The organism is Sulfolobales archaeon, from assembly GCA_038881635.1.
Classification (GTDB): Archaea; Thermoproteota; Thermoprotei_A; order Sulfolobales; family AG1; genus WYEN01.
On record JAVZPJ010000001.1, the window covers coordinates 207973 to 234561 of the forward strand.

Here is a 26589-nt window from a genome sequence, read left to right on the forward strand (position 1 = left end):
GTAGCCGTGGTTTACAACCTACCTACATGGAATAATGCGACATGCGGTCCTCTGAGACTGAGTGCAGAGGTTATTGCAGGCATATACCTTGGCAAGATAGTGTACTGGGATGATCCTAAAATTGTGGAGCTTCAGATTGATGAGTGTAAGAGATATCTGCCTCATAGAGAGATAATAGGAGTTCACAGAAGCGATGGGAGCGGTACAACAGCCTTATTCACAATGTTTCTGTCTAAGACAGTTCCCGAATGGAATTCAACAGTTGGCTACGGACTCACAGTGAACTGGCCAATAGATCAGTTGGGAAGAGGAGTGGGAGGTAAAGGTAGTGAAGGCGTCACAGCAATTATAATGCAAACACCATACTCTATAGGGTATGTAGAGCCTATATACGCCATAAGAGAGAACCTACCTATAGCAGCTATTAGAAATAAAGATGGAAACTTTGTTCTGCCTACGGAAGAAAACGTTCAGGAAGCTTTAAAGAGAGGAGCTAAAGATCTTCCTCCTCTAGATCAGGATCTAAGCCTTCTACCCCTATCATTTATCTATCAAGATGGTTCGAATACATATCCCATAGTAGGCACACCCTTTGTCATTATATCTCTCAACCAGTCGAATGTAAAACTACTAGCTTTGAAAGAATTCTTCAGGTGGGTTCTTACAGAAGGTCAGTCTACGCAGTATATACTCCCAGGCTATCTACCGTTGCCACAAGAGCTAACGGGTAAGATTTTGAATTACTTAGATCAATATATAAAATAAATGTGACCGATATATAGAGGGATTAATATTGAAAAATATAGATCCATTCAACTTTTTTTCTATAGGAAACATACTCATCATAATATTTCTCGGAGTAATTATATTGATCGTCTCATTATACTCCTATCCTATATTCCAAGAAGAAGGAATCAGATATGTAATAACATCAGCATGGGATCCTGTTAGGGAGGTCTACGGAATAGCATTTGCCATAGGAGGGACTCTAATAACAAGCTTCATAGCTATAATCCTAGCTATTTTACTGGCTATAGCATCTGCTGTATTCATAATAGAAATAGCACCTCTAAAGCTGAGACCTTTTCTAGACATCATTACAGATCTCGCTGCGACAATTCCTACAGTAATATATGGTCTGTGGGGAATACACTTCTTAGCTCCCTTCGTCAGAGACTATATAATGTCTCCCTTGATAAATCTCTTTCCAGGTATTACAAGCATTCTAGGATATTATGTTGGTTCAGGTGCATCACTCTTCACAGCATCAATCCTTCTAGCTATAATGATATACCCCTTCGCAACATCGATTATAAGAGAAGGATTGAGATCCATTCCTAACAGTATTAGAGAAGCTTTATACTCTCTAGGTCTTACCAAGTGGGAGGTTATAAAGCATGAACTTCTATACATAAGATCTTCTATAATTACCGGATCCTTAGTAGCCTTTGGCAGAGCTGTTGGCGAGACTGTCGCAGTAGCTATGGTTGTTGGAAATGCTTTTAATCCTCTCTTCTATATGATCTTTAAGCCGGGATATACTGTATCAAGTCTGATAGCTAATCAATTCCTAAGTGCTACAGGTCTTGCTGTATCAGCTCTATATGGTGCTGCTCTTGTAATCTTTCTCATAGGTCTTGTAGTGAATCTAGTGATCATATTATATCTGAGGAGGTTGAGATAACTATGGTAGACCTGAGAAAGCTTAAAAGCGATCTCATGATATCGTTCTTTATATCTCTCTTCTTGTTAGGTATAGCTCCTATATTTCATCTCATAGGAACTATATTTGCTAAGGGTTTTACAGTGATCATGAGAGATCCTATAGGTGTATTTATAAACATACCTCCTCTACCAGGAACAAATGATCTGGGTGGTATAGGACCGCAACTACTAGGCTCTCTCATACTAGTTGGACTAGCCTCCATAATAGGCATTCCAATCACTATCCTAGCTTCGGCATATAGTGTTGAAGGTATGAGCAGATTTCTAGGTCCTCTCACAAGTCTTATCTCTAAGCTTATGATAGAATTTCCCACAATAGTCGTAGGCTTATCAGTGTACGGTGCTATACTTCTGCTCGAAAGCTTTTTGAATGAGTTTATTAGGTTTATAGGGTGGAGCAGTTTTATTGAGATTCCGAAGTTTAGCGCTATATCTGGTGTTATAGCTTTAACGATAATAATTATACCATACACGTACGCCCAGATTGAGGAGGGTTTCAAATCTATTCCTCATAGTATTAGAGAAGCTGTGTACTCTCTAGGTGTGTCAAGGATCAGAGCTGTTATGATCTTGAGTGGTTATATAAAAGCTTTTATAGTATCTGGAGCTATGGTGGGTATTGCTAAGATCTTTGGTGAAACAGCTCCTCTTCTCTTCACAGCATTCGGTAATGACTTCTATCCAAGAGGATTTCCAGATGCTTTGGTGAATCCCATAGGAAGTCTAACACTATGGATCTTTAAAGCAGCTCTCTCACCATATGTTAACTGGATCGATCTTGCATGGGCTGCTGCAACGATTCTGATCCTAATAGTTCTTCTGATCTTTTTCATAAGCAGATATATAATGTACAGAGGTTGGTATAGATGAATGGAAATAGTAGAGATAATTACATAATCAGAGTAAAAGATCTCAATGTATGGTTAGGCGAGAAGCATATTCTAAAGAACATAAGCCTGGATATACCTAGAAATACTGTATTCACCATAATGGGTCCCTCAGGAAGTGGGAAGTCCACTCTCCTAAGAACCCTTAACAGAACCATAGATCTGATCCCTGGAGCGAAAGTTTCTGGAGAAATATATATTGAGGGAGTAGAGATAAATAACAGCAGAATCCCACCCGAGGTTGTGAGAAGAATGGTTGGCATGGTGTTCCAGATACCAAATCCTCTTCCCCACATGTCTATATATGACAACGTTGCTATAGGTCCTAAGTATAACAAGCTTGTGAGAAGCAAGAAAGAACTTGATGAACTGGTGAGATGGGCTCTTGAAAGAGCTTATCTATGGGATGAAGTTAAGGATAGACTAAGAGATCCTGCGAGCAAGCTCTCAGGAGGACAGCAACAGAGGCTATGCATAGCTAGAGCTCTTGCTATGAAGCCTAAGGTTCTTCTAATGGATGAACCTACATCAAATCTAGATCCGGTGGGTACTTCGAAAATAGAAGAACTGATAATAGATCTTAAGAAGATAGTTACAATAGTACTAGTAGCACACTCACCATTCCAAGCATCGAGAGTATCTGACTACATAGCATTCATATACGGAGGAGAGCTAATTGAAGTAGGCACAGCCTCAGAAATCTTCACCAGACCTAGGAATGCTCTTACCGAGAAGTATGTGACCGGGAGGATCGGGTGACAGGTTTGAAGCCTATAGATCTTGCCATAGAAAGAATTAGAGACAAGATCTCTGAGATGAGTGGATTAATAGAGCAAATAATAAATGAAATGAGTAAAGGATTTTACAGAGTAGAGGATATATCAGATCAGGTTAATAAGGTAAGATTACTAAGAACAGAGATCCACTCTCTAGTGACAGAGGCTATAGCAAGATATCAACCTGCGGCATCAGATCTTAGATATCTTCTTGCTAGTCTGGAAATATCATATGGGTTATTCAGATTCTCTAGATACGCTCTGGACATAGCATACATGATAAAAAGATTTAGAGAGGATACGAAAATGACATGTGAATTTACCATGTCTAGAGAGATCCTCCCACATGTTCTTGAAATGATGAAAGAAAGTATAGCTAGCTTTATAGAGAAAGATAGTAAGAAAGCTAATAGAGTTATAAGTCTTGACAGTCATGTTGATAAGATGTTCTCTGAAACTGTTGGAAGAGCATTCAGTACTGGAGAAAGATGTGCTCTACTAGATCTTGTGATAAGCATTTACTTGGAGAGGATAGCAGATCACTCTGTATATATAGCGTCTGAAACGCTTTTTATGATCTGAATTATATTACCACGATCGTTTCAGATCCTCGTTTCTGGAGAAGAAATAAACTGATAACAGATGATTCCAGCATTTCCTGGGCAGAATTGAGAAAAGAAAATACTTAAAAAACTTAATAATAGTTTGCTGTTAGATTCTTTCAACTGCTTTTGGCAACTTGTATCTCTATTACTGATACTCTAGCCTTCTTACCATCCTGCCTTGTTATCTCTTCACTGTCTATCTTTACAGATTCTATCCTAACCTTGTCTTTGAGGAATCTGTTTCTAAGTATCTCGACCGCGTCAACAGCTTTTGTTATGGCTCTTCCTCTAGCTTTTACAACTATTCTGTCAAAACCTTGATTTAATAATGTTAAGACTGCTAGTACGTAGTTCATTACAGGTTTTTTACCTACTAGCACTGTGTTGCTCGGTACTTGACTCATTCTGCTACTCCACCTGCGATTTAAGTATATCATATAAAGCCTTATATATTTTACAAGGATTCTAGAAGATATTTCTTGGATACAAACCTTTGGAAGTCTGAAATCTTTGGAGAGGAATCTATATATCAGCACTTAATAGGAGGGCCTTCCTCTAGACATATGTTGTATCTTTTTACAATCTCGCATATACTTCGAGCGGGAATTACGGCTCTCTTACCATCTTCTGTTTCTAATAATACTTGTGTTCCTTGAACACTGATCTTTGCCTTAATACATTTCTTCACATGTTCTTCCAATACTTCTATTCCTCACTATGAACCTCTCTAACTACACCTAACTTTCTGTATTTAGATGCCGAGGTACCCCATCTCTCTCTAAATTTCCTCGGTACCAAAGGTCTTACTCTTTTAACATCAGATCTTGGCATGTAATTAGTCTCCATGCCAGGTAGCCCGAATGTTCCATCTGGCATCTCAATGATCTTATCTGCCTCAATTAGTTTTATAAGTATTTTCCTCAAGCGATCTTCTCCTGCTAAACCGCTGAATGAGCTTCTCAGTTCTTTCCAAGAGAGAGGTCTTCCGGCGTCTGATATTTTCTTCAGAACCATCTTTATAAGTTTATCATCGTCTGGAGCTCTCATCACAATAAGATCTTCATCCTCGTACATTATCTCTAGGTTCTCATAGATCTCTTTATCACCTGCGCTTCTCTCACTCTTTTCTTCTGACATAACACTACCCATTAAACTTATATAACACCGGAGCTATAAATCTCCTCTTTCACTTTCAATGATTCTTGATTCTTCTAGGCTTAGAGATCTGGTCAGACCATCTCCTCCACTCTAATAATACAGTCTAGGATTCTGATTTAATATAAATCTTCTCGCAAAGATAGATTGTACGTCACTCCTCTTTATGATGCTTATAATCTTAGATTAGATATTGTGAATGGTACATAAGGATGCCTGGTGTGAGGGTTATAAGAGCTGAGGTGCCAGCTGGTAAGGCTACCATATCTCCTCAGTTAGGTCCTGCGATACAACAGCTAGGATTAGATCCTTCTAAAGTTATTGAGGATATAAATAAAGCTACAAAACCTTATGAAGGTTATAATGTTAAGGTTAGGGTGGTAGTGGATCTTGATACGCTTAAATATGACATCATAGTCGACCTACCTACTACAACAGAGCTTCTTCTAAAGGCTGCAAATATTTCAGAGCCTTCTGGAGATCCTAAAAATAAGAAGGTAGGTAATATACCTCTTGAAAGTATCATTAAGGTAGCTATATTTAAGAAGAGAGAGTTGAACGCAAAAAGTCTTAAAGCTGCCGTAAAAACAATACTTGGGACAGCGAGATCTATAGGACTTACAGTTAATAATAAAGATCCTAAGGAATTAATTAGGGAGTTAGATGAGGGTGTATATGATAGCATACTTAAAAGTTATGAAGATAAGTGGTTTAGTAGTTGAGGATGATCAGAAATGATCGAGAAAGAAGTACTTATCAAGAGCATTACCGAAGCTCTACAAATTGGTGCAGGAAGAAAATTTAAACAAGGAGTTGATCTGCAGATAATATTCAGAGGATTAGATCCGAAGTCTCCTGAGGCTAGGTTTAGAGATGCAGTCTTCCTTCCCAAAGGCCTTGGTAAGAAGCCTAAGATATGTGTTGTAGCAGAGGGAGACATGGCTTTGAAGGCTAGAGAAATAGCTGACATGCTTTTCATGAGAGAAGATCTTCAGAATCTCGATAAGAAGAAAACAAAAAAGATCGCATCAGAGTGTGATTGGATTCTCGTGAGAACAGATCTTATGAGTCTAGTTGGCAGGATCCTAGGACCAGCTCTAGGACCTAGAGGCAAGGCTCCTATTCCGGTGCCTGCTAACGCCGATATAGCATCTATGATAAATTACTATAGATCTGCCACAAGGCTTAGGAATAAGGAGCAGCTTTTTGTATCATGTAGGGTGGGGTCTGAAGATATGAGCCCTGAAGATATTGCAGAAAACATCATCGCGGTTTTAAACTATGTTGAGAACAAGATAAAACAACCTCTAGATCAAGTCGTAGAATATATGGTAATAAAAACTACTATGGGACCTCCTGTGAGGGTGAGTATGAGATGAGAGGAAGAGTAGAAAGACTCTATAGGAGAGAGTTAAAGAATCTTCAAAAACTTGAGAAGATATCGCATGAGAAAAGATTTAAACCCGAGAAGCAGAAGATGTTAGCAGAAGCAGAACAGCTTTTGAAAGATTCCAAGTCTATCATTCTCCTAGATATTGTGGGTTTCAAGAGTAGAATTTTCAAGGATATGAAGAGAAGACTCGAAGAAGAAGGAGCTATTGTGAGAGTGATTAAGAATAAAATACTTGCAAAAGCTTTAAGAGATCTGAAGCTTAAAAACTATGAGAAGCTTGAGAAATATCTAGACAGACCTCTTGCAGTAGTTTTCTCTAGCAAACACAATGTGTTCGAGCTTGCTAGAATCGTTAATAGCTTCTACTCCTATACAAAGCTGAAAGCCGGGGAGAAAGCTCCCTTCGACATAGTCATACCAGCAGGACCTACAGATATTCCTCCAGGACCTATGATGAGTGTATTTGGTAGATTCAGAATTCCTGTCCAGCCTCGTGAGGGAAAGATACACGTAATTCGAGATACGGTCGCCGTGAAACAGGGTCAGGAGGTGCCTCCGGAACTCGTATCATTATTAGACAAGCTGGGTATAGAACCTGTTATTGTCAGGCCTAAGATCCTTCTAGGTTATGAAGACGGTGCAATCCTAGCTTCACAAGATCTAGAATTAGATCTAGAAAGATACATTACAGAATTTAGAGATGCATGGATTAGATCTGTAAATCTAGCCTCTGAAACTCTGGCGTATGTAAGCCCTGTAGCTCTCAAACTTGCATTTCTAAAGAACTTTAGAAGAGCTATTAATCTTGCCAAAGAGTTGAAGGTGATCTCGGTAGAGACTGTCAACATCTTAGTGATAGAAGCTTTATCAAATGCGTATAAGCTCGCTCAGGTAATCGGATTGATAGGACAGAAAACTCCAGAAAAGCAAGAGCAGAAGATTGAAGAGAAGAAGGAAGAGAAACCTAAGGAGAGCGAAGAAAAGGAAGTTTCAGAAGAAACTATAGCGGAGGGTCTTTCAGCTCTCTTCGGATGAATAAGAGGGATTTTAAGAACTTAATCTATTCAAAAAATAGGATCTGTATTTCACTGTAGAGAAAATATTTTTCGAATCCTAAGATTCAGATCATATGTTGAAAGATTTTAAGATGCATTATCAAGCTTAAATACCGTCTACAAATGAATATCTTGAGAGGAGTTCATAATGCCTTTGAGACCTGCTCGTTGTTATACTGAGAGAAAGAAGCCCGCGTATACTAGAAAAGAGTATATAGATGGTATACCACCTCCTAAGATAAGCAAGTTCACGATGGGCAATTCAAGAGGTAGATACTCGTACGCGATAAGACTCATAGCAGAGAAGGAGATACTGATCAGGCATAACGCTCTTGAAGCAGCCAGAACCGCAGCTCATAGATACCTGAGCAAGTTCATAGGAGAAGATAGGTACTTCTTTGTGATAAGAAAGTATCCTCATCAAGTTATTAGAGAGAATAAAATGCTAGCATTCGCAGGAGCTGACAGACTTCAGGAAGGTATGAGAAGAGCTTTTGGAAAGCCTATCGGTACAGGAGCTTATGTGAAGCCTGGAGATGTAATCATGGACATATATGTCTCAGAGAAATCTCATATTGACATAGCTTTAGAAGCTATGAGAAGAGCTAGAGCTAAGTTACCTGAATCATATAGAATAGTGATCGAAGAGTTGAACGGTAGAGATTCGAGATAGTAGGAAATTCTTCAAACTACTAGCATACGAACCTATACTTGCTTGTTTCTACTAGAGAAGTTCAGCGAGATCGAGGTCATTCACCCTTCATTTTAGCGAGCTACACTCATCATCCAGAGTTTATAACATATGATAGCTTATAAGCCAGCTTCATAAAGCATTATTCAGAACATAGGTGTCTGGATGGGAAGATCAGCTTATAGTTATATTGCTGAGATGTGGAAGGATAGAGAGAATAATGAGTTGAGAGATATTTATAGAGAGAGATTAATAGAGTGGAGAAGAGATCCTGTAGTTAAAAGAATAGAACATCCTACAAGGCTTGATAGAGCTAGAGAGATAGGTTATAAGGCTAAGCAGGGTTTCATAGTAGTTAGGGTGCGGGTTTCTAAAGGAGGTAGAGAAAAACCTAGACCTAATAAAGGTAGAAGACCTAAGAGAATGGGAGTTTACGGGTATGCTCCAGAGAAGAGTTTACAGCTCATCGCAGAAGAAACCGCTGCGAGAAAGTATAAGAATCTAGAGGTTCTCGGAAGCTACTATGTAGCTGAAGATGGTATGTATAAGTGGTATGAGGTGATATTAGTAGATCCAGAGCATCCAGCAATCAAGTCAGACCCTGATATAAACTGGATTACACATCCCTCACAGAGAGGAAGAGTATTCAGAGGAAAGACCATGGCTGGTAGAAAAATGAGAGGTCTTTTGAGAAGTAGAGGATTAAAAGGAACACATCATTATAAGTGGAAGAAGAAGCAGAAGGAGAGGGAAGAGAAGAGAAGACATGAAGCCTCTAGAGGCTCTAGAATTATACTTCCCAAGGATAAATATGAGGAAGCGGTAGGAGGCAAGTAATTTTTACTCTCAAGATCTCAGCTAAGTTTTTAAACACCCTATGAATATAGCACTAGATTTAGATATGAAAAATCCTACCAGAAAAAGATTGAAACTTGCTAGAGCCTTAATAGAGTTAAATAAAAGCCTGGTTGAGTTAAGAATCTTAAGAGAGAGAATTTTAAGAAGAATTTCTACTAACATGATCAAAGAAAGAGATCCTGCTGTGATCTTGCAAGAAGTAGATCGATACATAGTAGCTATGGAGATCCTTTCCGAGAGAATTAATAGAATGATGGATCTAGCCTCTCTCACAGAACTTTTAGAAGTAAGCCAAGAGCTTAGAACTTTGCAAAAGGAGTTGAGAAAGGTAAGTTCATCAGCATCTATTAATCTTCTTACAGCAGTTGAGATGATAGATGACCTTATTAATGAAAGTAAACAGCTATAGTCCTTAGTTTTTAGAAGATCTCTAACAGAGATCATAGTATCAGCACTGGAATTCTACCCCTTCTCTACCCTATGAGATATTTATATAAGAGGTCTGGTCTTATAGTATTTTAATCTCTATTTAATTGCAGTTTATATTTTCCATTCATGTAGTAACACTGGGAGGGTGAACTTACATAATTAGACAGACTCTTAATCTTCACGATATAGAGGTTCTGATGCTAGGTAATGAGGCCATAGCTAGGGGTGCTATAGAAGCTGGTGTGGGTGTAGCTGCAGCCTATCCTGGAACTCCTTCATCGGAGATCATAGGCTCTTTAGAGGAGGTTGCAGAGGATCTAGGTATTTATGTGGAGTGGTCTGTAAATGAAAAGGTTGCTACAGAACTCGCGTTAGCTGCAGCGCTAGCTGGAGTAAGATCTCTCACAGCCATGAAACATGTTGGGTTGAATGTTGCTGCAGATGCTATTGTAAGTAGTGCATATACGGGAGTCTCCGGAGGTTTTGTAATAGTATCTGCAGATGATCCTTCTATGTGGAGTAGTCAGAATGAACAAGATAATAGGATCTATGGTATGTTATCTTATATACCTGTATTTGAACCCGAAAACCCCTCAGAGGCTAAGGAGCTTACAATAAAACTTTTCAATCTAAGCTCAGAGCTTAAACATCCTATGATACTGAGAACAACAACCAGAGTCAGTCATGTGAGAGGACCTGTAAGGCTGGGTAGAATTGCTAAGATTTCTCGAAATGGTGTTTTCAAGCCTGATCCTAGGTTTGCTCTTCTTCCTAGCAATGCTAGAAGGAATAGAATTGAACTTCTAAAGAGATGGGATGCTATAAAAAGTGCTGTGGAGAGTTTTGAGTTTAACAGAGTATACGGAGATGGAAGGATTCTTATAATATCTCCCTCAACTACATTCTCATATGTGTATGAACTCATACAAGCTAACTCTCTAGAGGATAAGCTTAGAGTTATAAAACTTTCATCAGTATATCCAGTGCCGGAAAAGATGATCCTGAGAGAAGCTTCTCATGTTGAGAAGATCGTGATAATAGAAGAGCTAGAACCTCTTGTAGAAATGCAAGTAAGAGACTTACTCCATAGAGAGAGAGTGAATATAGAAGTAGTAGGAAAACCTCTTCTAGAAAGAGCTTTCGAGATGAACATGAATCGTGTTGCAAAACTGCTTACTCACACAACAGGTATCGCGATCCCGATAGTAGAATCTTCAGATAGAGAAAAGATAGAACTACCTCCAAGACCTCCTGTCCTATGTAGTGGTTGTCCTTACAGACCTCTCTTCTTCGAATTAAAGAAATTTATAGCCCGTGAAAGAATTAAACCTATATTCAGCGGGGATATAGGATGTTATTCTCTGGTATATTATAAACCATTCCAGGCTCAGGACACGATAATTGAGATGGGTGGTAGCATAGGTCTTGGCAATGGTTTCAGCGTAGTACTGCCTGATTCTATAGTAATCTCGGTTATAGGAGACTCTACCTTATTCCATGCTGGGATACCTCCTCTGATTAATGCCGTGTATAATATGCATCCTCAGATAATTCTAGTGCTTGATAATCTCTCTACAGCGATGACAGGCCATCAGCCTTCTCCTTCAAATCCGACTCGTGGTAGGAGGATCTTAATAGAGGATCTGGCCAGAGCTATCGGGGTTAAATATGTGAAAGTAGTAGATCCATTTAACGCGGAAGAAGTCAGAAAGGCATTTAGAGAAGCTTTGAAAGTTGTTAGAGAAGATAGAGAAGTAGCCCTGATAATTGCTAGGAGGAAATGTGCTCTCTTAGCATATGATGATATGATCAAGAGCGGAGAAGAGATAGTACCTTATTACGTGGATCTAGAGACCTGCATCGGATGTGGAATATGCTATAACCTATTTGCATGTCCAGCCATAATTCCTAGAGATGATAAGAAAGCCTTCATAGATCCTGAGATGTGCATAGGTTGTGGAGCGTGTGTTATCTCATGTCCTTTCAATGCTATTAAACCGGTTAAACAGGTTGATCAGGAGAAATTAAAGAAGTATTGGTTCTAACGGGCTGAAGCTTTATGGGAGATCTCAAGGAGCTAAACATAATAGTTGCAGGAATAGGAGGCCAGGGACAGCTATTTCTATCAAGAGTTATAGGAGAGATATTCATGAGATCTAAGATCCCTGTATATATATCTGAAACTCACGGGCTCAGCCAGAGAGGTGGTAGTGTAATTGTTCATATTAGAATAGGTAGCATGGTTAGAGCTCCTCTAATACCTGTAGGAAGGGGGCATATAATGCTAAGTCTTGAGCTTATAGAGGCTGCAAGAGGTGTTGAATACCTGGATCCTAGGGGGGTGGCTTTAGTTAATAGAAAGCTTATAAGACCACCCGGTCAGATCATAAAGATCTCTGAAGAGGAGATCATAGAGTATATAAGATCTAGGGTTAGAAAACTTTATCTTCTCAGAGCTTCAGAGATTTCTACAAAGATGAAGATGCCCATATCAGCTAATATATTCATGATCGGATCTCTGGTGAGACTACTTGATTCAGTAGAGATCTTGGGCGAGAGTTTATGCGATATTATAATACAGGATCTGCTTCCTAAGAAAAGTAAAGATGTTAACATTAAGATATATGAAGAAGGTAAGAGAGAACTAGGCGAAATGCTTACACAAGATGATATAATCGAGTTAAAGAAACTCATCTTAAGAAAATAGATTCAGATCTTGAGAGGATCCTTATGTATAAAGAATTAGATCGATTGTTCAGACCTGGAAATGTAGCCGTAATAGGAGCTAGCAGTAGAGAGGGCTCTCTAGGCAGAGGTCTGGCTGAAAATATACTCAGAAGCTTCCCAGGAAATGTTTATCTAGTAAACAAGCGTGGTGGAGAGATCCTCGGTAGAAGAGCTTATAAAAGTATCGAAGAAATAGGTGAGAAAATAGATCTTGCACTTATAATAGTTCCAGCAAGTAGTGTACCTGAAGTGCTTGAAGATCTGGTACGCGTTGGAGGGAGATTTGCTGTAGTATACAGTGGAGGATTTAGAGAAAGTGGTAGAGAAGATCTGGAGAAAGAGATCTTAGAGATAGCAGGTAGAGGCGGTGTGAGAATACTAGGGCCTAATTGTGTGGGGTTTATAGATAACTGGACTCCTATAAATGCTACGTTTGTTTCTATTGAAAGGCAGGGCGTGCCTAAGAGAGGGTTCATCTCTCTCATATCTCAATCAGGTGCACTCGGATCCTTATTCTTAGATCTGATGAGCTATAGAGGTTTAGGTCTCAGCAAATTTATAAGTGTTGGTAACGCGAGTGATATAAAGATCAGCGAATTACTCAGATACCTCTCCGAAGATCAGGAGACGAAAGTAGTAGGCTTATACATAGAGAGCGTAGGTGAGGGAAGAGAGCTTATAGAGAGCCTTAGATATGCTTCTCAGAGGAAACCTGTTGTAATACTTAAAGGTGGTAGAACATCTGGAGGCTTTAGAGCAGCTTTATCACATGTAGGAGCTCTGACAACTTCTCCAGAACTTGTTCAAGGAGTTCTAAGATCTACGGGAGCTCATGTTGAAAGAGATCTAAGAGGCTTCATAGCCTCCTTAGAAGCTCTTGAGAAGCTTCCAAGAAGAATAGGATCTGAAAGTATAGTGATTGTGACCAACACAGGAGGTCTGGGAGTTCTGACAGTAGACGCCCTAGAAGAAGAAGGCTTCAAACTCTTGGAATTATCAGAGAAGCATATAGAGATGCTAAGGAATGTTATTCCAGCATATATGTCTGTGAATAATCCGATAGATCTCTCAGGAGATTCTCCCACCTCAAGATATAGAGAGGTTATAGATCTTGTGATGAAAGAAATATCACCAGATTTATTAATAATAATAAACCAACCTCAGACCTATGCTATGGATACTGAAAACTTTATCAAGTTCTCTTCAGATCTCCCATCTTATGGAAAGCCTTTCATAATTCTGATCTCTGGCGGACTTTTTGCAAGAGATTTCGCCGTGAAGCTCAGAGAAAAAGGTATGGTAGTAGCAGAGGATCCTCAGGAAGTGATATCAATGCTTAAAGCTCTTAGAACGAGACCTAGCATGGGAGAAAAACTCTATGAATTAGCTAAGATTCTTAGCAAGAGAGAGGAGGTTCTAGAGATCTTTAAGAAGGTATATAAAGATGAGAGAAGAAGATTATACGAGTATGAAGCTAAAGAGGTCTTTAAAATCTATGGCATAGATATCCCAAGAGGTTTTATAGCACGCGGTAAAGAGGATCTAGAGATAGCAGATCTAGAGCTCAGATATCCGCTCGTCATGAAGATAATATCTAGAGATATTATTCATAAGAGCGATATAGGTGGTGTTGTACTAGGTATTAGGGATCTTGATGAGCTTAAGAAAAATTATGATCTAATGGTAGAGTCTATGAGAAGAAGAGGTGTAAGAATAGAAGGTGTGCTCGTAGAAGAGATGGTCAAACCATCTATAGAGCTGATCATAGGAGGTTTCAGAGATCCTCTTCTAGGACCTGTTATAATGTTCGGTTACGGAGGATTATATGTAGAGCTTTTTAGAGACATAAGTTTTAGACCGTATGACGCTACTAAAGAAGATATTCTATCAATGATTGATGAAACCAAGATATCAATCGCTATAAAGAAGGGATTAAGAGGCTTAGAAAAAATTGATCCTGAGAAGATCTTAGGAGTCTTGGCCTCGATTTCTAGAATTTTCTATGAGAATCCTGAAGTTAGAGAAGCAGAGATAAATCCTGCGACCATAGCTGATGGGAGGATTATAGCTTTGGATGCTAGGATTGTTTTAGACTAGATTGATGATTGGATTCAAATGCTAACCGGATCTAAGCTCTTCATCCTGTGTATATGCTCTTCCTGTTCTAAGAGCTTCATATGCTCTTGCAAGTTCTAATCCTAGATAGAATGCATGTTCAGGATCTTCTATTTTAGCTAGTCTTAGAGCTTTTCTCCCGAGGCTTCTAGGATCTCTTCCTCTTAATCTGTATAATGCCTTCTCAGGATCTCCTAGAAATATGTACACTTCGATAAGCTTATTATCATAGTCGGGTTGTATTACGAAGAATCTTTTTCTATCAAGTTTAGTTGGAGGGATCTTTTCTTCCACGAGGATATCTCTATCATGGGGTATCATAATTCTATCAGGAGGCTTCTTACTCTTAGCAATATAAAGATCTAAGCCAACATCTATAGGAGGAGATCTTCTGATAAAAGCTCTGGCGGTAATTTCAGAACTATCTCTAGCATACCTAGTAGCATCTCTGCTTTTCCAGCTCTCCTCAGTGACAAGCATTATAGAAGCTCCAACTTCAACACCGAATACTGCTAGAAGAGATATAGATCCTACAGGATCGCTATCTATTAATTCGTATATATTACCAGCTCCCAAGAGCAACGGTACTTTTTCCAAGCTTCTCTTAACTAGTGAGATAGAGTATATGGCTTCTATAGATCCGAAGAGGGGGAATGGAATAATAGGATCCAAGATGATCTTATCTAAACCTTTTCGAGAGAAATACTCATATTCTCTAACACAAGCCTCAGCTCTCTCACTAGCTCTACCGCTTCCTACGTCTTCCGGGACTATGACAAAACCTATATCTCTGCTTATACTGAGGATTCTTTCAATCCAGTGTTCAAAACTTCTGCTTATATTCATAACAATTGAAGCACCTTCTCTCACAGCTTCTTCGATCTCTTCTATATTAAGAGAATCTATGGCGATTGGTATGCTCAATCTCTTATACAAAACTCTAAAAAGATCTCTTATATACTCGGGTTTATTACTTGTCACATCAGTGCCTATGATGAGAATATCACACTTATTATTCACCACCCTATCTATATTCTTAAGATCTCTCTCCATATCTCCTTCTACAACAACTTCAGAAGCTATAAGTATAGGAGGAGGCTTGGCAGGTATTCTAAGATCTCTTAATTTAAATGCTTCTACAGCTCTTTCTAAGAGTATCTCTCTAGTATTCTCCATCCCCGCCATACCGTCTATGAATTCATCTGCAGGTCTTATCGTTGAAAGCTCGTCTCCTTTTAAAACTATATCTATAACCCTAGGAAGATCTCCTGCATATCTACTTCCCTTAAAACATTTAACACCATACTCTCTACACACAGGTCCTATATCACCTATAAGTAGACCAGGAGTTATAATCAGATCATACTCGTGAATTCTTTCGCCTAATGCTCCTAACAGATCTCTTAGATCTCTTGAGGTCATGAGAGCAGCTACAGGGATCTTCGAGGCTATAACATCTATCTTTAAATCTTTGTCTGAGTTTCTCAGCTTGATGCTGTCTACTATCTCCTTGATCAGCTGTTCTGCGAGTCTTGATGTGACTACTAATATTCTCATCTCTCCTCTTCCTTGCTCTCTATATAATCTGAACCATTAATTATATTTCTACTTCTCAACTCATCGGCTATTTATTAGCACATCAAATAAATATATTCTCGAGACCGTAGACAGTATGAGAAGAAGAAGATACATCTTAAGAGATCTGGTTATTCAGAGAAGTCTGATACTCCTAGATCTAGCGTTCAAATGGCTTTCAGAAGACAGAGTAGATCTCTCTAGAAACGCTATAAGACATATTGAGAATCTTAGAAGAGAAACTAATGTAAGAATACCTTTCCATCTGAGGAGATTTTATTGTAGAAAATGTTTCACTCCACTTATACCAGGAAGAACTTCTAGAGTGAGAATTAAGAATAGCGGAAAGCATCTAGTCAGAATAGTCACATGTCTCAGCTGTGGCTATGTGTACAGGCTTGAATTAGAAAGAGATTCTCGATTTAAAACTTCTTAAGCAGATCCATATTGAGATTAGGATATTCAACACCTTTATCATTCACGGCATCATTTATTATCTTTTTTATCTCCTTGTACAGCTCTGTTAAAACAGTGTTGTAGTCTATTTTACCTTCTTCGACGAGATCCATTTTCTTTTCTAGTTCTCTTGTTCTCTCGATATTTATATAAGGCTGATAGTTTTTCGAAAGATACTCGTAGACCATGTTACCAAGCTTTGTAGATGTAACCTTAGACCTCGCTCTAGGTATCTCAGTTATGTATCTTCTTCTTCTCAGAGTTTCAATTATAGTTGCATAGGTTGAAGGTCTTCCTATTCCATTCTCTTTCATCAATGATACAAGGTCTGAGTATGTATAGAGAGGCTTTTCGCTGATAAGCTTATACTCGATTCTCTTTATAGCATATTCTCCTTCAGAAACATTCATCTTGCTGATCTGGATAGGTTGTACTAGAGTGAATCCAGGATCAATAATATCTTTAATAACCGAGAAGCTCTGTTCAAATCCTCCCGCTACTAGTTTGAAATTCATTCTAAGAACCTTGGCTGGAGGCATCTGACTGGCTATGAACCTTCTAAAGATCATGTCGTAGACTCTTAGATCTTCTTCGCTTAATGGACCCTGGATCTTTATAACTCCAGCTTTAATTAGAATCCTAAGTCTATGACTGTCGACAGCTCTTGTAGGTCTTATACCTTCATGAGCTCCAGGACTCTCCCATTTTCTAGGTATGAAGTATTTATCTCCGAAGTTTGTAGATATATATTCTCTCGCTATGTTAAGTCCAAAAGTACTTATAGTAGTGCTGTCAGTTCTATGATATGTTATAAGACCTAGTTCGAAAAGCTTCTGAGCTATTTTCATGATCCTTTCTGTGGGAGCTTTCAGAGATGAGGATGCTTGCATGAGGAGAGAATCTGTGGTGAAGGGAGGCGGAGGATTTATGATCTCCTCAGATATGGTAAGATCTTTTATTTTTACAGATCCTTCCTTAAGAATTCTTTCGTAGGTTCCTTTTGGAGCTCTTATAACGAATCTGGTTCCGTTTTCAAGCTCTAGATCTATCAACTCTACTTTTTTAGATGCTTCCCTAGATCTCTCGACAACAAATCCTAGCACAGGGGTTTGAACTCTTCCTGCCGAGAGATAGTTTAGTTTAAATTCTTTCCAGAGTATGGGGCTTAGAGAGTATCCTATCCATCTATCCTCGATTCTTCTAATGATCTGGGCTTTTATCATGTTTTCATCAAATTTCTCAGGATTTCTTATAGCCTCTAGAATACCTCTGCGAGTAACCTCGTGGAATCTAACTCTCTTTATATTACTATTGAAAGGTTTTAGCAGTAGATATAGATCCCATGCTATCTTTTCTCCCTCACTATCAGGATCTGTACCGATCAATACTTCATCAACTTGACTTGCTAAAATTCTTAAAGCTTCTATATAAGGCTTCATACTTCTAAATACTGTAGCTCTGCAGTAAGGGCATCTGCTAACATCCTCTGGAACAGTTCTGCCACAGTTGGCACATCTTTTAAGAGATGTGTAGACAGGTATGAATTCAACAGATGCTTCCTCTGATCTCGTTCTTACAAGAACTCCGAAAAGTCCTTCGTTTTGAACTAGATCCACTATATGACCTCCGCTAGCAGTCACTATAAGCAATGAATCTTCTAACATAGTCTCATATGTCTGAAGATCCTTGTATACTCTCGAGACAGGTTTCCCGAATAATCTTCCTATGGTTCTAGCCTTGTTCGGAGACTCTACTATAAAGAGTTTTGTTTTCACGAGATCCTTGAATTCTCCAACAGCTTTTCCTGATTTAATAAGTCTGACCCTCTCTCGATCTAGATCGATTTCTTTCAGTATATTATCTATATCAAGATCCTCATACCTACTCCATGAAACCTCGTCTACATACCATTTCATATCTCTGATCAACAGGTTGAAGGCTTTTACATCGTCTACCAGCAATACGCTTAGTCCAAGGGTCACACCACCTGCGTAAAGCCTGCTAGTTCTTCCACTAGCCTGAAGATATGCTGCAGTATCTGGAACTGTGAATATGTATTCACCTTTATCTCTAGAGAAAGATATAAAAGGACTCTTCTCAAGAGCTTTTATAGAATCTTCCTCAGATAATATTCGCTCGAAGAATTTCATGGTTTTCTCACCAACTTTTCTAACATACTCTAAAAATCCTTCGAGTTGCACTCCTTTTTTAAGTGATTCTCTAACCTTTTCTAGCTCCTCTGATCTGATATATCTTACATTAGATAAAGCTCCTAGAATGAAGTCTGCCTCTTCTTGATATTGCTTGGGTATTACGTCTCTTAGTGCATTAAGAAGTATAAGCCATCTAGCAGGATGAAACTCGTTCACATCTATTCTAATCTTGAACTTTGGAACTCCTACAAATACAGCGTATCTAACTACCTCAGGGAGATCTATCCCCCTAGTAAGAGGACTTCTAGTGGATGCTATACCGATCAGTACATCGATCTCTCCTGATGCAAATTGATCAAATGCTTTCTTTCCAGATCTCAGAAAGTTTCGAGCTTTGATACCGTGTTCTATAAGGATCTTCTCAAGCTTATCGGCGTATTCAGCGCCTATGTCTAGTGGTATGAAGATTATGCCTCCAGAACCAAGTTTTTTCACAATCTCTAAAACCTTCTTCTCTGGCGTCTCTTTTTCAGGTATCTCTACATAGCTATCTATAACTCTTCTTTTTACTTCGATTCTTCTTCCTGTTGTAAAACCTACTAAGGTTTCTAACAATATGATTCTTTTCGTTTTTCTTGTTGTCTGAGTTGCTCCGCTAACTATTATCTGAGCTCTACTTCTTCCTCTGATCTGATTTCTAGCCTCTATAATCTTTTTCAACTCCTCTTCATACTTATCAGGACTTGTTCTCGCAAGTTTTCTTAATTCTCTTTCTCTCTCTATAATTCTTTCAACGTCTTCTCTAAGCTTTCTATCGATTCCTAGCATGTCAAGTACAAAGTCGATGCTTTTACTTCTTCTCAGAAAGCTATCTACGTCATCTATGAAAGCTATATCAACTCTCTGGGTATAGATCTCGGGTCTTCTCATTAAGCTCATAGTGGTGGTCACAATGATCCTAGCTTTGTTTATTTTCTCTAGATTCTCCTTCTTCTCGCTTTCTCTAAGATAAGAATGATATCCTGCTACAATTGAATCTTCTAGATTCATAAGCTTTACAAGCTCTAGAATTTTTCTCTGAACCTGATATGCTAGAACGCTTGTAGGAAGCAATATAAGAACTCTCTTGCCAAGTTTTGCAGCTGCGTAGATTGAGAGAATTATTTGAGTCGTGGTTTTACCACTGCCCGTCGGAGCGATCATAGCAAAGCTCTCGTTCTCTATAAATCTTCTCACCCAAAATCTCTGAAGACCCCACATAGGAGCTTTGATAAATTCTCTAAATATGGAATCTATATACTCAACTTCTTTATCCCTCTCTTTCACAGCTTTCATAAGACCTTCTCTAACAAGAGCACTATCTACAGGCATACACTTCTCGCATGCAAGACCTTTATCTAATCTCTCAGATGAAATATCTTCTCTACCACAGTTGGGGCAGAGATGTTTAAATACTACTTTAAGCATACTTCCGCTTCCGGTATCTATAGTATTCTAAGAAGGGGTTTTAAGTTCTTTTTGTTTAAGCCACTCTCTCTTCTTCATAACCATATGAGTAAAACCCTATCGCTATCTTCACCCTCAGCTATTTATACCTATACCGCTGAATGCTTAGATCTTTCTTCTTATAAACTTTACTCCCTAATACTCAGAAGCAGGTTTTACAGAGAAGGAGCATCTTAATGAATTGTCTATAGTTTATTTCCTACTATGAATAAATTACAGTAAAGGGACTGTCTGGTGAGTGATAACGTAATTATATTAAAAGACGTGTGGAAGATCTATAGATCTGGAGGGTTCATTGTTGAGGCTCTAAGAGGTGTGACGCTGCATATAACAAGAGGCGAGATAGCACTTGTACACGGTCCATCAGGTTCTGGAAAAACTACTCTCCTCAAGATCATAGCAGGTCTTGAAAGACCTGACAAAGGATCTGTAATTGTAGATGGTTATGAGCTTACAGTATTAGATGAAGAGGGTCTGGCGCTCATAAGAAATACCGTCGTAGGCTACATACCTCAGGATTATGGTCTCGTAGAAGATTTCACAGCTTGGGAGAACGTAGAACTCCCTCTACTTATAGCAGGATTTCCTAAGGATAGGCGTGAAAGCGCTGTAGCTTCAATATTAGAATATGTAGGGCTTACACATAGAAAAGACGTGGTTGTTAGAAAGCTGAGTGGTGGTGAGAGACAGAGAGTAGCTATAGCAAGAGCTCTTGTTAATACTCCAAGCGTGCTTCTAGCCGATGAACCCACGGCGAATCTAGACTGGGAGAATACTAAGGTTATAATGGATCTCTTTAAAGAGATCAAGAGAGATTTTAATACCTCAATAGTTATAGTATCTCATGATCCTAGGATTATAGATTATGCAGATAAATTCATACTCCTATATGAAGGAAGAGTAAAAGAATTTCGAGAGAGATCTTCAGGAAGATAATCTGGTGAAAGCTATTCTGTAGTATTATCGCATTATGATTCTATGATGAAGATAGTGAGGTATAAATCCATGCTAAATATACTTCTTTAAATAAAAATAATTCTGAAGGAGGATTTCATTGTATGGATGTAGAGGGAAGGCTTAAGAAGATCATGGAAGGAGTGCAAGAGGTTATAACTGTAAACGAGCTTAAAGATCTTTTAGAGAGAGGTGGAGGAGTAGGTTATCTCGGCTTCGAACCATCAGGAATCTTTCACATAGGATGGTTTGTATGGGCTCTTAAATTTAAAGATTTGATCGAAGCCGGTTTCAAGATGAAACTTCTTTCAGCTACATGGCATGCTTGGATTAATGATAAGCTCGGAGGTGATATAGAGCTTATAAAGAAAGCCTCAGACCATGTTGTTGAGGTTCTAGAGATTATAGGTATCAGTAGAAGTAGCTATCAACTGGTCTACGCTGAGGACCTTGTATCAGACTCAAATTACTGGGTTCTTCTTCTTAAGGTTGCTAAGAACACTACACTGGCTAGAGCTAAGAGAGCTCTAACTATTATGGGAAGAAAAGCTGATGAAGCCGAGATAGATTTCTCAAAGCTTGTGTATCCTTTCATGCAGGTCACAGACATACTTTACATGGATCTGGACCTAGCCTTAGGAGGTATAGATCAGAGGAAGGCTCATGTTTTAGCTAGAGAGATCGCTGAGAAAATTGGGAAAAAGAAGATTGTAGCTATACACACGCCTCTAATACCATCTCTGAAAGGTCCTTCGGAAGGAAGGATGGGTTCTGGAGAAAGTATTCAAGAAGTAGATGAGTATTATTCGGAGATCAAGATGAGCAAGTCTAAGCCTGAGACAGCCATCTTCGTAACAGATCCTCCAGAAGAAATTGAAAGAAAGATATTAAAAGCATACTGCCCTCCAAGGGAGACTGCTGAGAATCCTATTATATCTATTGCAGAGAATATAATCCTAAGAGTGAGAAGAGAACTTAAGATTGAAAGACCTGCAAGATATGGAGGAGATATTGTAATCTCCTCAGCAGAAGAGCTGAGAAAGATCTATTCAGAAGGTTTGTTGCATCCTCTTGATCTTAAGAACAGTGTAGCTAGAGAGCTAATAGCTATTCTAAGACCTGTAAGAGAGGGTATAATGAAAGGCGAGAGTAGGCATGTCATAGAAATTCTAAAAGGTAAGATCACTAGATAAGATCACATAGAAGAGAGAGGTGTTTAAAGTGGAGGATGAGATTATTAAAGATGTTAAAGTAAATCCAAGTCTCAGAGTGGTAGAGCTGATAGAAATCTATAGAGATATTCATGGGTTCACTGCTTCATCTCTCTACAGATCTGCTGAGATCTTGAGAGAGATGATTCTCAAAAGCGACTTGAGATTCCTCTCCTTCACAGGAAATATAATAGCCACAGGCTTGAGAGGTATAATAGCTCAGTTAATAGATGAGAAGATATTCAACGTGGTGATAACAACGTGTGGTGCGATAGATCATGATATAGCTCGATCTCTAGACCCTAAAGGATACATGAAAGGATACTTCGAAGCCGATGATATAATGCTTATAAACAGGAATCTTCATAGACTCGGAAATATATTCATAAAAATGGAGAGTTATGGACCTGCTATAGAGAGATTTACGCATTCTCTCATAGATGAGATCATAAGCATTAAGAAAAGGTGGGGTGTTAGAGAGATCCTTAAAGAAGCTGGTAGGAGACTTGCTGAAGATCCTAACTCCATACTCGGAGCAGCTTATAGGAGTAATGTTCCAATATATGTGCCAGGAATAGTAGACGGAGCTTTTGGTACCGCTCTTTTTACCAAATCCAAGATCTCAAGATTTGAACTTGATCTATTTTCTGATATGAGCGAGTTAGCTGACATGGTCTTTCGTGCAAGATCTTCTGGAGCACTTATTCTAGGAGGCGGCATCAGCAAGCATCATACTATCTGGTGGAATCAATTTAGAGAAGGTCTCGATTATGCTGTGTATGTGACTACAGCTCAGGAGTATGACGGATCTCTTAGTGGTGCTAGAACTAGAGAAGCTATTAGCTGGGGTAAGATCAAGCCTCAGGGAAAACATGAGGTTATAATTGGAGAGGTGTCAGTAATACTTCCTATACTAGCTTCATATATTCTCAGTATATCTAATTCTAGATCTTAATACCTGAAGATCTTAATCTTGATATAATAATTCTCTCCTCCTCGAATAAAGACGCGTTTTCACGAATCAAAGATATGCTTATTCTCAACTTTCCCTCTTTAATCATATCGCTATAAACTCTTAGATCCTCAAGATCCTTATCTCTGCCAGCTCTAGCTTTTAGAACTAGATACTGTTCTGGTAATAGTATCTTCAATCTATGATCTTTCACAGTTATATCTCTAGCTCTCTCAATCAATTCTAGAGGTATATAGAAGTCATGTATATTCTCATAAAGTTCGACCTCTATTTCTTCATCTCCTCTCCTCATTATTACTTTCGGTGTTGAGAACTCGGTTAAACCCACATCCCAGCCAAGTCTTGCAAGATCTGATCTAAGTCTTTCCTCTTCAAGTAGTAGCGAACCTTCATAAACGAAAAGATCTAGATCATCTTCAAATTTTCTTATTCCCATATGGTATTGAAGAGAGGTGCTACCTATTATAGCTAATCTAACACCTAGACTCTCAAGGTAAGAGAATAATTCTGATAGATCTTCAAGTTCGTAAACCATGGTTATCACACCTATCCTTCTTCTATTATCCTCCGTCATTGAATATTCATGCTAATTATTTATATCCAAAGGCTGAGGATTTCCGGTGATCTTTAGAGAGATAAGATTATTTACTACGGTTAAGAGTAGCTGAGAAAAAGAATGGTAGTTTACTAATAATCCTCCTTAGTTTAACTAATAATAGATGATGAAACGACGGTCTAATGATTCGATGATTTTAGCAGAATATATCTGATCCATATTTCTGATAATGTTTTGCATCTAGGGCGAAGTTCTCTTATAATGTGAGGATGATACAGAGATCTCTACTAACATGTCTATTATATACTCGGCTATATCGGTAAGATAGTCAAAGATTCTTACTACATGGTATATTATCATTTGACCACTCTCATCGCTATTTAAAGAAGCTACTTCTCTTAAACTCTTCTTTAGTTCTATGATCTCAGCTAGTTCTTTAAGAGTTGTATTTAGCCTGGTTTTTAAATCTTCTGACTTAGATTCCGGTATGTTTCTTAGGATTGTATCAAGTTCTCTAGCTATAATATTCTCCGTTCTCTCTATATGATCTAGTATTTTCACGATCTCTCTCGGTATTCTTTTTTTCTCAAGCAGTATCCTTAAAGCTAGGATAGCATGATCTCCTATTCTCTCAAGTATATTGCCTATCACGATTAAATTACTCAAGATCTTATGATCTATTCCGGGATCTATACTTAGATCATCAAGAATCTTACTATAAAGTCTCTTAACCTCCATTCTAGACATATCGATCTCTGTATCAAGCTCTTCGAGCGAGTCTAATAATTCTGCGAGTTCTTCAGATCTCATATTATTATCGCCTGATAAGAGGGACATCGAGGTTTCTTTTAAGAGTCTTACAAGATTAAATGCTGAGTTAAATTCTTTCATCATGGCAGATTTAATATCTGAAGCTCCCCCTAGATCTCTGATCACTATATAGTTTCTTCCATCTTCATATATCTCAAAATTTCTCAAGATCTTTAAAATCTCTCTTATTCTTCTCCTATCTTTCGACGATAGATTCCTCTTAAAGATCAGTCTTATAGATCTGTGACCCATAACGTAGAGAGAGATAAGTATGTACTTTAGAGTAGTAATATCAAACTCTTCAATATGTATCTCTTGTGTTCTCAGGCCCTCTGTTAGAGGTTCAAGCATCAGTCTTCTACTTCTACCTTTAATTATGATCTTAGATCCCCTACCTATATTATTCTCTCTGCACCACTCCTTTGGAAGATATAATATGTAGGAACTTCTGATCTCCTGAATACTTCTGATCTCTGATATAATTCCGTTCATATGTTACCTGTAATATATTCTCATTAGAATTATATATGTATGCATATGCACACCCTGGTACTGGATATTAATTTATAGAGAAACTTATAGAGAAAAGAAGATATAATAGTGTAGAGTATGCACAAGCACATCTTTTAATGTTGGCAAAAACACTAGAAATGTCAAATTATGAAGACTTTAAGAAGTAATATATAGGATATAATAGCAGGAGATAGCTATTAAACGTGGAAGTATATGAACTCTAGAGAGACCTTGAGTCTACCTACGATCTATGTAATTGTTCTCCTAAGCATATCATCCATAACATATAGCTTTGCATATGTATCCTACTCTTATTTTGTAAGATATTTTGCTCTCGAGCTCGGTGTAGATTATTCAAGACAAGCTCTATATGATTCTCTTGGAAATATTCTTTCAGCATTTGGTATACTACTCATAGGAATATCCTCAGATCGTTTGGGTAGGATTCTGACAACATCGATAGCTTCTCTGACAGGGGTATTCTCAGCTCTAGCCGCGTTAAGCAGAGATCCTCTTCTCGGGATTCCTATAGCAATAGTTTTTTTAAACATATCATTCGCGACAACCATCATTGCAAGGAATCTTCTTATGATTGAATTAGGAGGAGATGCTGTCGGCAGACTTTTTGGAGGTGTGATGACGTTAGGAGCTCTAGCAATGATAGCAGGACCTGTCATAGGGCTTTGGGCCAAGAATCTATATGGATATGAATTTCTTTTTACAATAACAGCGTTTCTGTATCTGATCTCCTCCCTCTCCATATACATGCTGAGATTCAAGGTAAGAGAGATAAGATATGTAAATGATAACAGTATCATCTCTATGATTAGAAATCTTAAAGTCACAAATAGTGTTCCACAAGATCTATATGCTAGAAGACTTTTCATATTCGCCGTAATTGATAAGTTTTCTTACAGTATGTGGGCTCAGATGATCTATGCTTTAGCTGCTTCGGAAAAAATACCTCTTGATATATCGGCTTATCTCACCACAGTGATGAATCTCTCATGGTTCGTCTCTCAGTATGTATTTGGTATTGCAACTGATAAGATCTCTTCAATATCTATACTAAGATTCTCAGAACTGATAACAGGTTTATCAGCATTCATTCTAGCGCTAGCTATATCATTCAACTACTATCCGCTTCTATACCTTTCATTCATATTAATAGGGCTCTCATACTCTTCATGGATTCCTTCATATAACAAATACGTTCAACTTTACATAAAACCTGATCAGAGAGCAATATATATGAGCATAATAAACATCTATGCCATATTAATAGCTTCTCCAGCTCCCTATCTGGGTGGGATTCTTAGAGGAATTATATCTCCTGGGGTTTTTCATCTATACCTAGCATCTCTAGTGCACTCACTCAACTCCTACCTAACCCTACCCAGAGAAGTAAAACTCTCTCATTTCAAAAACCCTCTCAAAATGAAGAGGCATAAGAGTCTTCATTAATT

General features: G+C 38.4%; 25 protein-coding genes. 19 read left to right on the top strand and 6 right to left on the bottom strand.

Features of this window, described 5'->3' with window-relative positions; genetic code table 11:
• The 5 genes from pstS to QXS89_01105 all read left to right on the top strand — a co-directional run.
• Nucleotides 1–765, top strand: a 765-nt coding sequence (pstS, locus tag QXS89_01085) for a phosphate ABC transporter substrate-binding protein PstS (GenBank protein ID MEM3830782.1), incomplete at its 5' end; no start/stop codon positions are given.
• Between the two features lie 28 nt (nucleotides 766–793).
• Nucleotides 794–1684, top strand: a complete 891-nt coding sequence (gene pstC / locus QXS89_01090; protein MEM3830783.1) for a phosphate ABC transporter permease subunit PstC — start codon at nucleotides 794–796, stop codon at nucleotides 1682–1684.
• Between the two features lie 2 nt (nucleotides 1685–1686).
• Complete coding sequence (locus QXS89_01095) at nucleotides 1687–2595, top strand: ABC transporter permease subunit (GenBank protein ID MEM3830784.1); 909 nt, start codon at nucleotides 1687–1689, stop codon at nucleotides 2593–2595.
• Entirely contained in the window at nucleotides 2592–3371 is a 780-nt protein-coding gene (locus QXS89_01100; GenBank protein MEM3830785.1) for a phosphate ABC transporter ATP-binding protein, read from the top strand. The genes QXS89_01095 and QXS89_01100 overlap by 4 nt, the downstream gene beginning before the upstream one ends.
• Nucleotides 3368–3970 (top strand): PhoU domain-containing protein, encoded by a 603-nt coding sequence (locus tag QXS89_01105; protein MEM3830786.1) that lies wholly within the window; start codon nucleotides 3368–3370, stop codon nucleotides 3968–3970. The genes QXS89_01100 and QXS89_01105 overlap by 4 nt, the downstream gene beginning before the upstream one ends.
• 139 nt (nucleotides 3971–4109) lie before the next feature.
• Here QXS89_01105 and albA read toward each other — a convergent pair whose 3' ends face one another.
• Both albA and QXS89_01115 read right to left on the bottom strand, forming a co-directional pair.
• Nucleotides 4110–4397 (bottom strand): DNA-binding protein Alba, encoded by a 288-nt coding sequence (gene albA, locus QXS89_01110; protein ID MEM3830787.1) that lies wholly within the window; start codon nucleotides 4395–4397, stop codon nucleotides 4110–4112.
• Nucleotides 4398–4698: 301 nt separating this feature from the next.
• Nucleotides 4699–5130: a hypothetical protein gene (locus QXS89_01115; protein ID MEM3830788.1), complete on the bottom strand. Its 432-nt coding sequence runs from the start codon at nucleotides 5128–5130 to the stop codon at nucleotides 4699–4701.
• 230 nt (nucleotides 5131–5360) lie between these two features.
• Between QXS89_01115 and QXS89_01120 the strand changes: the two genes are divergently transcribed.
• The 9 genes from QXS89_01120 (at nucleotide 5361) to QXS89_01160 (ending at nucleotide 14398) form a co-directional block, all read left to right on the top strand.
• The gene (locus QXS89_01120) at nucleotides 5361–5870 is read left to right on the top strand and encodes a 50S ribosomal protein L11 (GenBank protein MEM3830789.1); all 510 of its coding nucleotides are present in this window, start codon (nucleotides 5361–5363) and stop codon (nucleotides 5868–5870) included.
• Between the two features lie 12 nt (nucleotides 5871–5882).
• A complete protein-coding gene (locus tag QXS89_01125) occupies nucleotides 5883–6527 on the top strand; it encodes a 50S ribosomal protein L1 (GenBank protein MEM3830790.1) in 645 nt (214 codons plus the stop codon).
• Nucleotides 6524–7576 carry a 50S ribosomal protein L10 gene (rplJ, locus tag QXS89_01130; GenBank protein MEM3830791.1) on the top strand — a complete coding sequence of 351 codons (1053 nt, stop codon included), beginning with the start codon at nucleotides 6524–6526 and terminating at the stop codon, nucleotides 7574–7576. The genes QXS89_01125 and rplJ overlap by 4 nt, the downstream gene beginning before the upstream one ends.
• 168 nt (nucleotides 7577–7744) lie before the next feature.
• Nucleotides 7745–8269, top strand: a complete 525-nt coding sequence (locus QXS89_01135) for a 50S ribosomal protein L16 (GenBank protein MEM3830792.1) — start codon at nucleotides 7745–7747, stop codon at nucleotides 8267–8269.
• 183 nt (nucleotides 8270–8452) lie between these two features.
• Nucleotides 8453–9124, top strand: a complete 672-nt coding sequence (locus QXS89_01140) for a 50S ribosomal protein L15e (GenBank protein MEM3830793.1) — start codon at nucleotides 8453–8455, stop codon at nucleotides 9122–9124.
• 64 nt (nucleotides 9125–9188) lie between these two features.
• Nucleotides 9189–9554, top strand: a complete 366-nt coding sequence (locus tag QXS89_01145; protein ID MEM3830794.1) for a hypothetical protein — start codon at nucleotides 9189–9191, stop codon at nucleotides 9552–9554.
• Nucleotides 9555–9771: 217 nt separating this feature from the next.
• Nucleotides 9772–11619 (top strand): indolepyruvate ferredoxin oxidoreductase subunit alpha, encoded by a 1848-nt coding sequence (iorA, locus tag QXS89_01150; GenBank protein ID MEM3830795.1) that lies wholly within the window; start codon nucleotides 9772–9774, stop codon nucleotides 11617–11619.
• Nucleotides 11620–11633: 14 nt separating this feature from the next.
• The gene (locus QXS89_01155) at nucleotides 11634–12281 is read left to right on the top strand and encodes a 2-oxoacid:acceptor oxidoreductase family protein (protein ID MEM3830796.1); all 648 of its coding nucleotides are present in this window, start codon (nucleotides 11634–11636) and stop codon (nucleotides 12279–12281) included.
• A 23-nt stretch (nucleotides 12282–12304) separates the two neighbouring features.
• Nucleotides 12305–14398, top strand: a complete 2094-nt coding sequence (locus tag QXS89_01160) for an acetate--CoA ligase family protein (protein MEM3830797.1) — start codon at nucleotides 12305–12307, stop codon at nucleotides 14396–14398.
• 21 nt (nucleotides 14399–14419) lie between these two features.
• On the opposite strand, the gene QXS89_01165 is transcribed toward QXS89_01160, so the two are convergent.
• Nucleotides 14420–15973 (bottom strand): dihydropteroate synthase-like protein, encoded by a 1554-nt coding sequence (locus tag QXS89_01165; GenBank protein MEM3830798.1) that lies wholly within the window; start codon nucleotides 15971–15973, stop codon nucleotides 14420–14422.
• A gap of 115 nt (nucleotides 15974–16088) precedes the next feature.
• Between QXS89_01165 and QXS89_01170 the strand changes: the two genes are divergently transcribed.
• A complete protein-coding gene (locus tag QXS89_01170; GenBank protein ID MEM3830799.1) occupies nucleotides 16089–16427 on the top strand; it encodes a ribonuclease P Rpr2/Rpp21/SNM1 subunit in 339 nt (112 codons plus the stop codon).
• Here the strand turns inward: QXS89_01170 and rgy are convergent.
• The gene (gene rgy / locus QXS89_01175) at nucleotides 16414–20067 is read right to left on the bottom strand and encodes a reverse gyrase (protein MEM3830800.1); all 3654 of its coding nucleotides are present in this window, start codon (nucleotides 20065–20067) and stop codon (nucleotides 16414–16416) included. The genes QXS89_01170 and rgy overlap by 14 nt on opposite strands.
• A 273-nt stretch (nucleotides 20068–20340) precedes the next feature.
• Here rgy and QXS89_01180 point away from each other — a divergent pair, with 273 nt between their 5' ends.
• The 3 genes from QXS89_01180 to QXS89_01190 all read left to right on the top strand — a co-directional run bounded on the left by QXS89_01180 (nucleotide 20341) and on the right by QXS89_01190 (nucleotide 23226).
• On the top strand, nucleotides 20341–21042 hold the full coding sequence (locus QXS89_01180; GenBank protein MEM3830801.1) for an ABC transporter ATP-binding protein: 702 nt from the start codon (nucleotides 20341–20343) through the stop codon (nucleotides 21040–21042).
• A gap of 122 nt (nucleotides 21043–21164) precedes the next feature.
• On the top strand, nucleotides 21165–22253 hold the full coding sequence (locus QXS89_01185; GenBank protein MEM3830802.1) for a tyrosine--tRNA ligase: 1089 nt from the start codon (nucleotides 21165–21167) through the stop codon (nucleotides 22251–22253).
• Between the two features lie 19 nt (nucleotides 22254–22272).
• Nucleotides 22273–23226, top strand: a complete 954-nt coding sequence (locus tag QXS89_01190; GenBank protein MEM3830803.1) for a deoxyhypusine synthase — start codon at nucleotides 22273–22275, stop codon at nucleotides 23224–23226.
• Here QXS89_01190 and QXS89_01195 read toward each other — a convergent pair.
• Together QXS89_01195 and QXS89_01200 are read right to left on the bottom strand one after the other, a co-directional pair.
• Complete coding sequence (locus QXS89_01195; protein ID MEM3830804.1) at nucleotides 23216–23818, bottom strand: nucleotidyltransferase; 603 nt, start codon at nucleotides 23816–23818, stop codon at nucleotides 23216–23218. The genes QXS89_01190 and QXS89_01195 overlap by 11 nt on opposite strands.
• Before the next feature lie 222 nt (nucleotides 23819–24040).
• Nucleotides 24041–25102 (bottom strand): hypothetical protein, encoded by a 1062-nt coding sequence (locus QXS89_01200; GenBank protein MEM3830805.1) that lies wholly within the window; start codon nucleotides 25100–25102, stop codon nucleotides 24041–24043.
• Nucleotides 25103–25354: 252 nt separating this feature from the next.
• Between QXS89_01200 and QXS89_01205 the strand changes: the two genes are divergently transcribed.
• Nucleotides 25355–26587, top strand: coding sequence for an MFS transporter (locus QXS89_01205; GenBank protein ID MEM3830806.1), 1233 nt, complete (start codon nucleotides 25355–25357; stop codon nucleotides 26585–26587).
• Nucleotides 26588–26589: the final 2 nt, after the last annotated feature.

What these genes read in the sequence shown, in the direction of transcription:
- QXS89_01095 (MEM3830784.1), top strand. Translation starts at nt 1,687, where the DNA reads ATGGTAGACCTGAGAAAGCTTAAAAGCGATCTCATGATATCGTTCTTT.
- QXS89_01100 (MEM3830785.1), top strand. Translation starts at nt 2,592, where the DNA reads ATGAATGGAAATAGTAGAGATAATTACATAATCAGAGTAAAAGATCTC.
- albA (MEM3830787.1), bottom strand. Translation starts at nt 4,397, where the DNA reads ATGAGTCAAGTACCGAGCAACACAGTGCTAGTAGGTAAAAAACCTGTA.
- QXS89_01115 (MEM3830788.1), bottom strand. Translation starts at nt 5,130, where the DNA reads ATGTCAGAAGAAAAGAGTGAGAGAAGCGCAGGTGATAAAGAGATCTAT.
- QXS89_01120 (MEM3830789.1), top strand. Translation starts at nt 5,361, where the DNA reads ATGCCTGGTGTGAGGGTTATAAGAGCTGAGGTGCCAGCTGGTAAGGCT.
- QXS89_01125 (MEM3830790.1), top strand. Translation starts at nt 5,883, where the DNA reads ATGATCGAGAAAGAAGTACTTATCAAGAGCATTACCGAAGCTCTACAA.
- rplJ (MEM3830791.1), top strand. Translation starts at nt 6,524, where the DNA reads ATGAGAGGAAGAGTAGAAAGACTCTATAGGAGAGAGTTAAAGAATCTT.
- QXS89_01135 (MEM3830792.1), top strand. Translation starts at nt 7,745, where the DNA reads ATGCCTTTGAGACCTGCTCGTTGTTATACTGAGAGAAAGAAGCCCGCG.
- QXS89_01140 (MEM3830793.1), top strand. Translation starts at nt 8,453, where the DNA reads ATGGGAAGATCAGCTTATAGTTATATTGCTGAGATGTGGAAGGATAGA.
- QXS89_01145 (MEM3830794.1), top strand. Translation starts at nt 9,189, where the DNA reads ATGAAAAATCCTACCAGAAAAAGATTGAAACTTGCTAGAGCCTTAATA.
- iorA (MEM3830795.1), top strand. Translation starts at nt 9,772, where the DNA reads ATGCTAGGTAATGAGGCCATAGCTAGGGGTGCTATAGAAGCTGGTGTG.
- QXS89_01155 (MEM3830796.1), top strand. Translation starts at nt 11,634, where the DNA reads ATGGGAGATCTCAAGGAGCTAAACATAATAGTTGCAGGAATAGGAGGC.
- QXS89_01160 (MEM3830797.1), top strand. Translation starts at nt 12,305, where the DNA reads ATGTATAAAGAATTAGATCGATTGTTCAGACCTGGAAATGTAGCCGTA.
- QXS89_01165 (MEM3830798.1), bottom strand. Translation starts at nt 15,973, where the DNA reads ATGAGAATATTAGTAGTCACATCAAGACTCGCAGAACAGCTGATCAAG.
- QXS89_01170 (MEM3830799.1), top strand. Translation starts at nt 16,089, where the DNA reads ATGAGAAGAAGAAGATACATCTTAAGAGATCTGGTTATTCAGAGAAGT.
- rgy (MEM3830800.1), bottom strand. Translation starts at nt 20,067, where the DNA reads ATGCTTAAAGTAGTATTTAAACATCTCTGCCCCAACTGTGGTAGAGAA.
- QXS89_01185 (MEM3830802.1), top strand. Translation starts at nt 21,165, where the DNA reads ATGGATGTAGAGGGAAGGCTTAAGAAGATCATGGAAGGAGTGCAAGAG.
- QXS89_01195 (MEM3830804.1), bottom strand. Translation starts at nt 23,818, where the DNA reads ATGACGGAGGATAATAGAAGAAGGATAGGTGTGATAACCATGGTTTAC.
- QXS89_01200 (MEM3830805.1), bottom strand. Translation starts at nt 25,102, where the DNA reads ATGAACGGAATTATATCAGAGATCAGAAGTATTCAGGAGATCAGAAGT.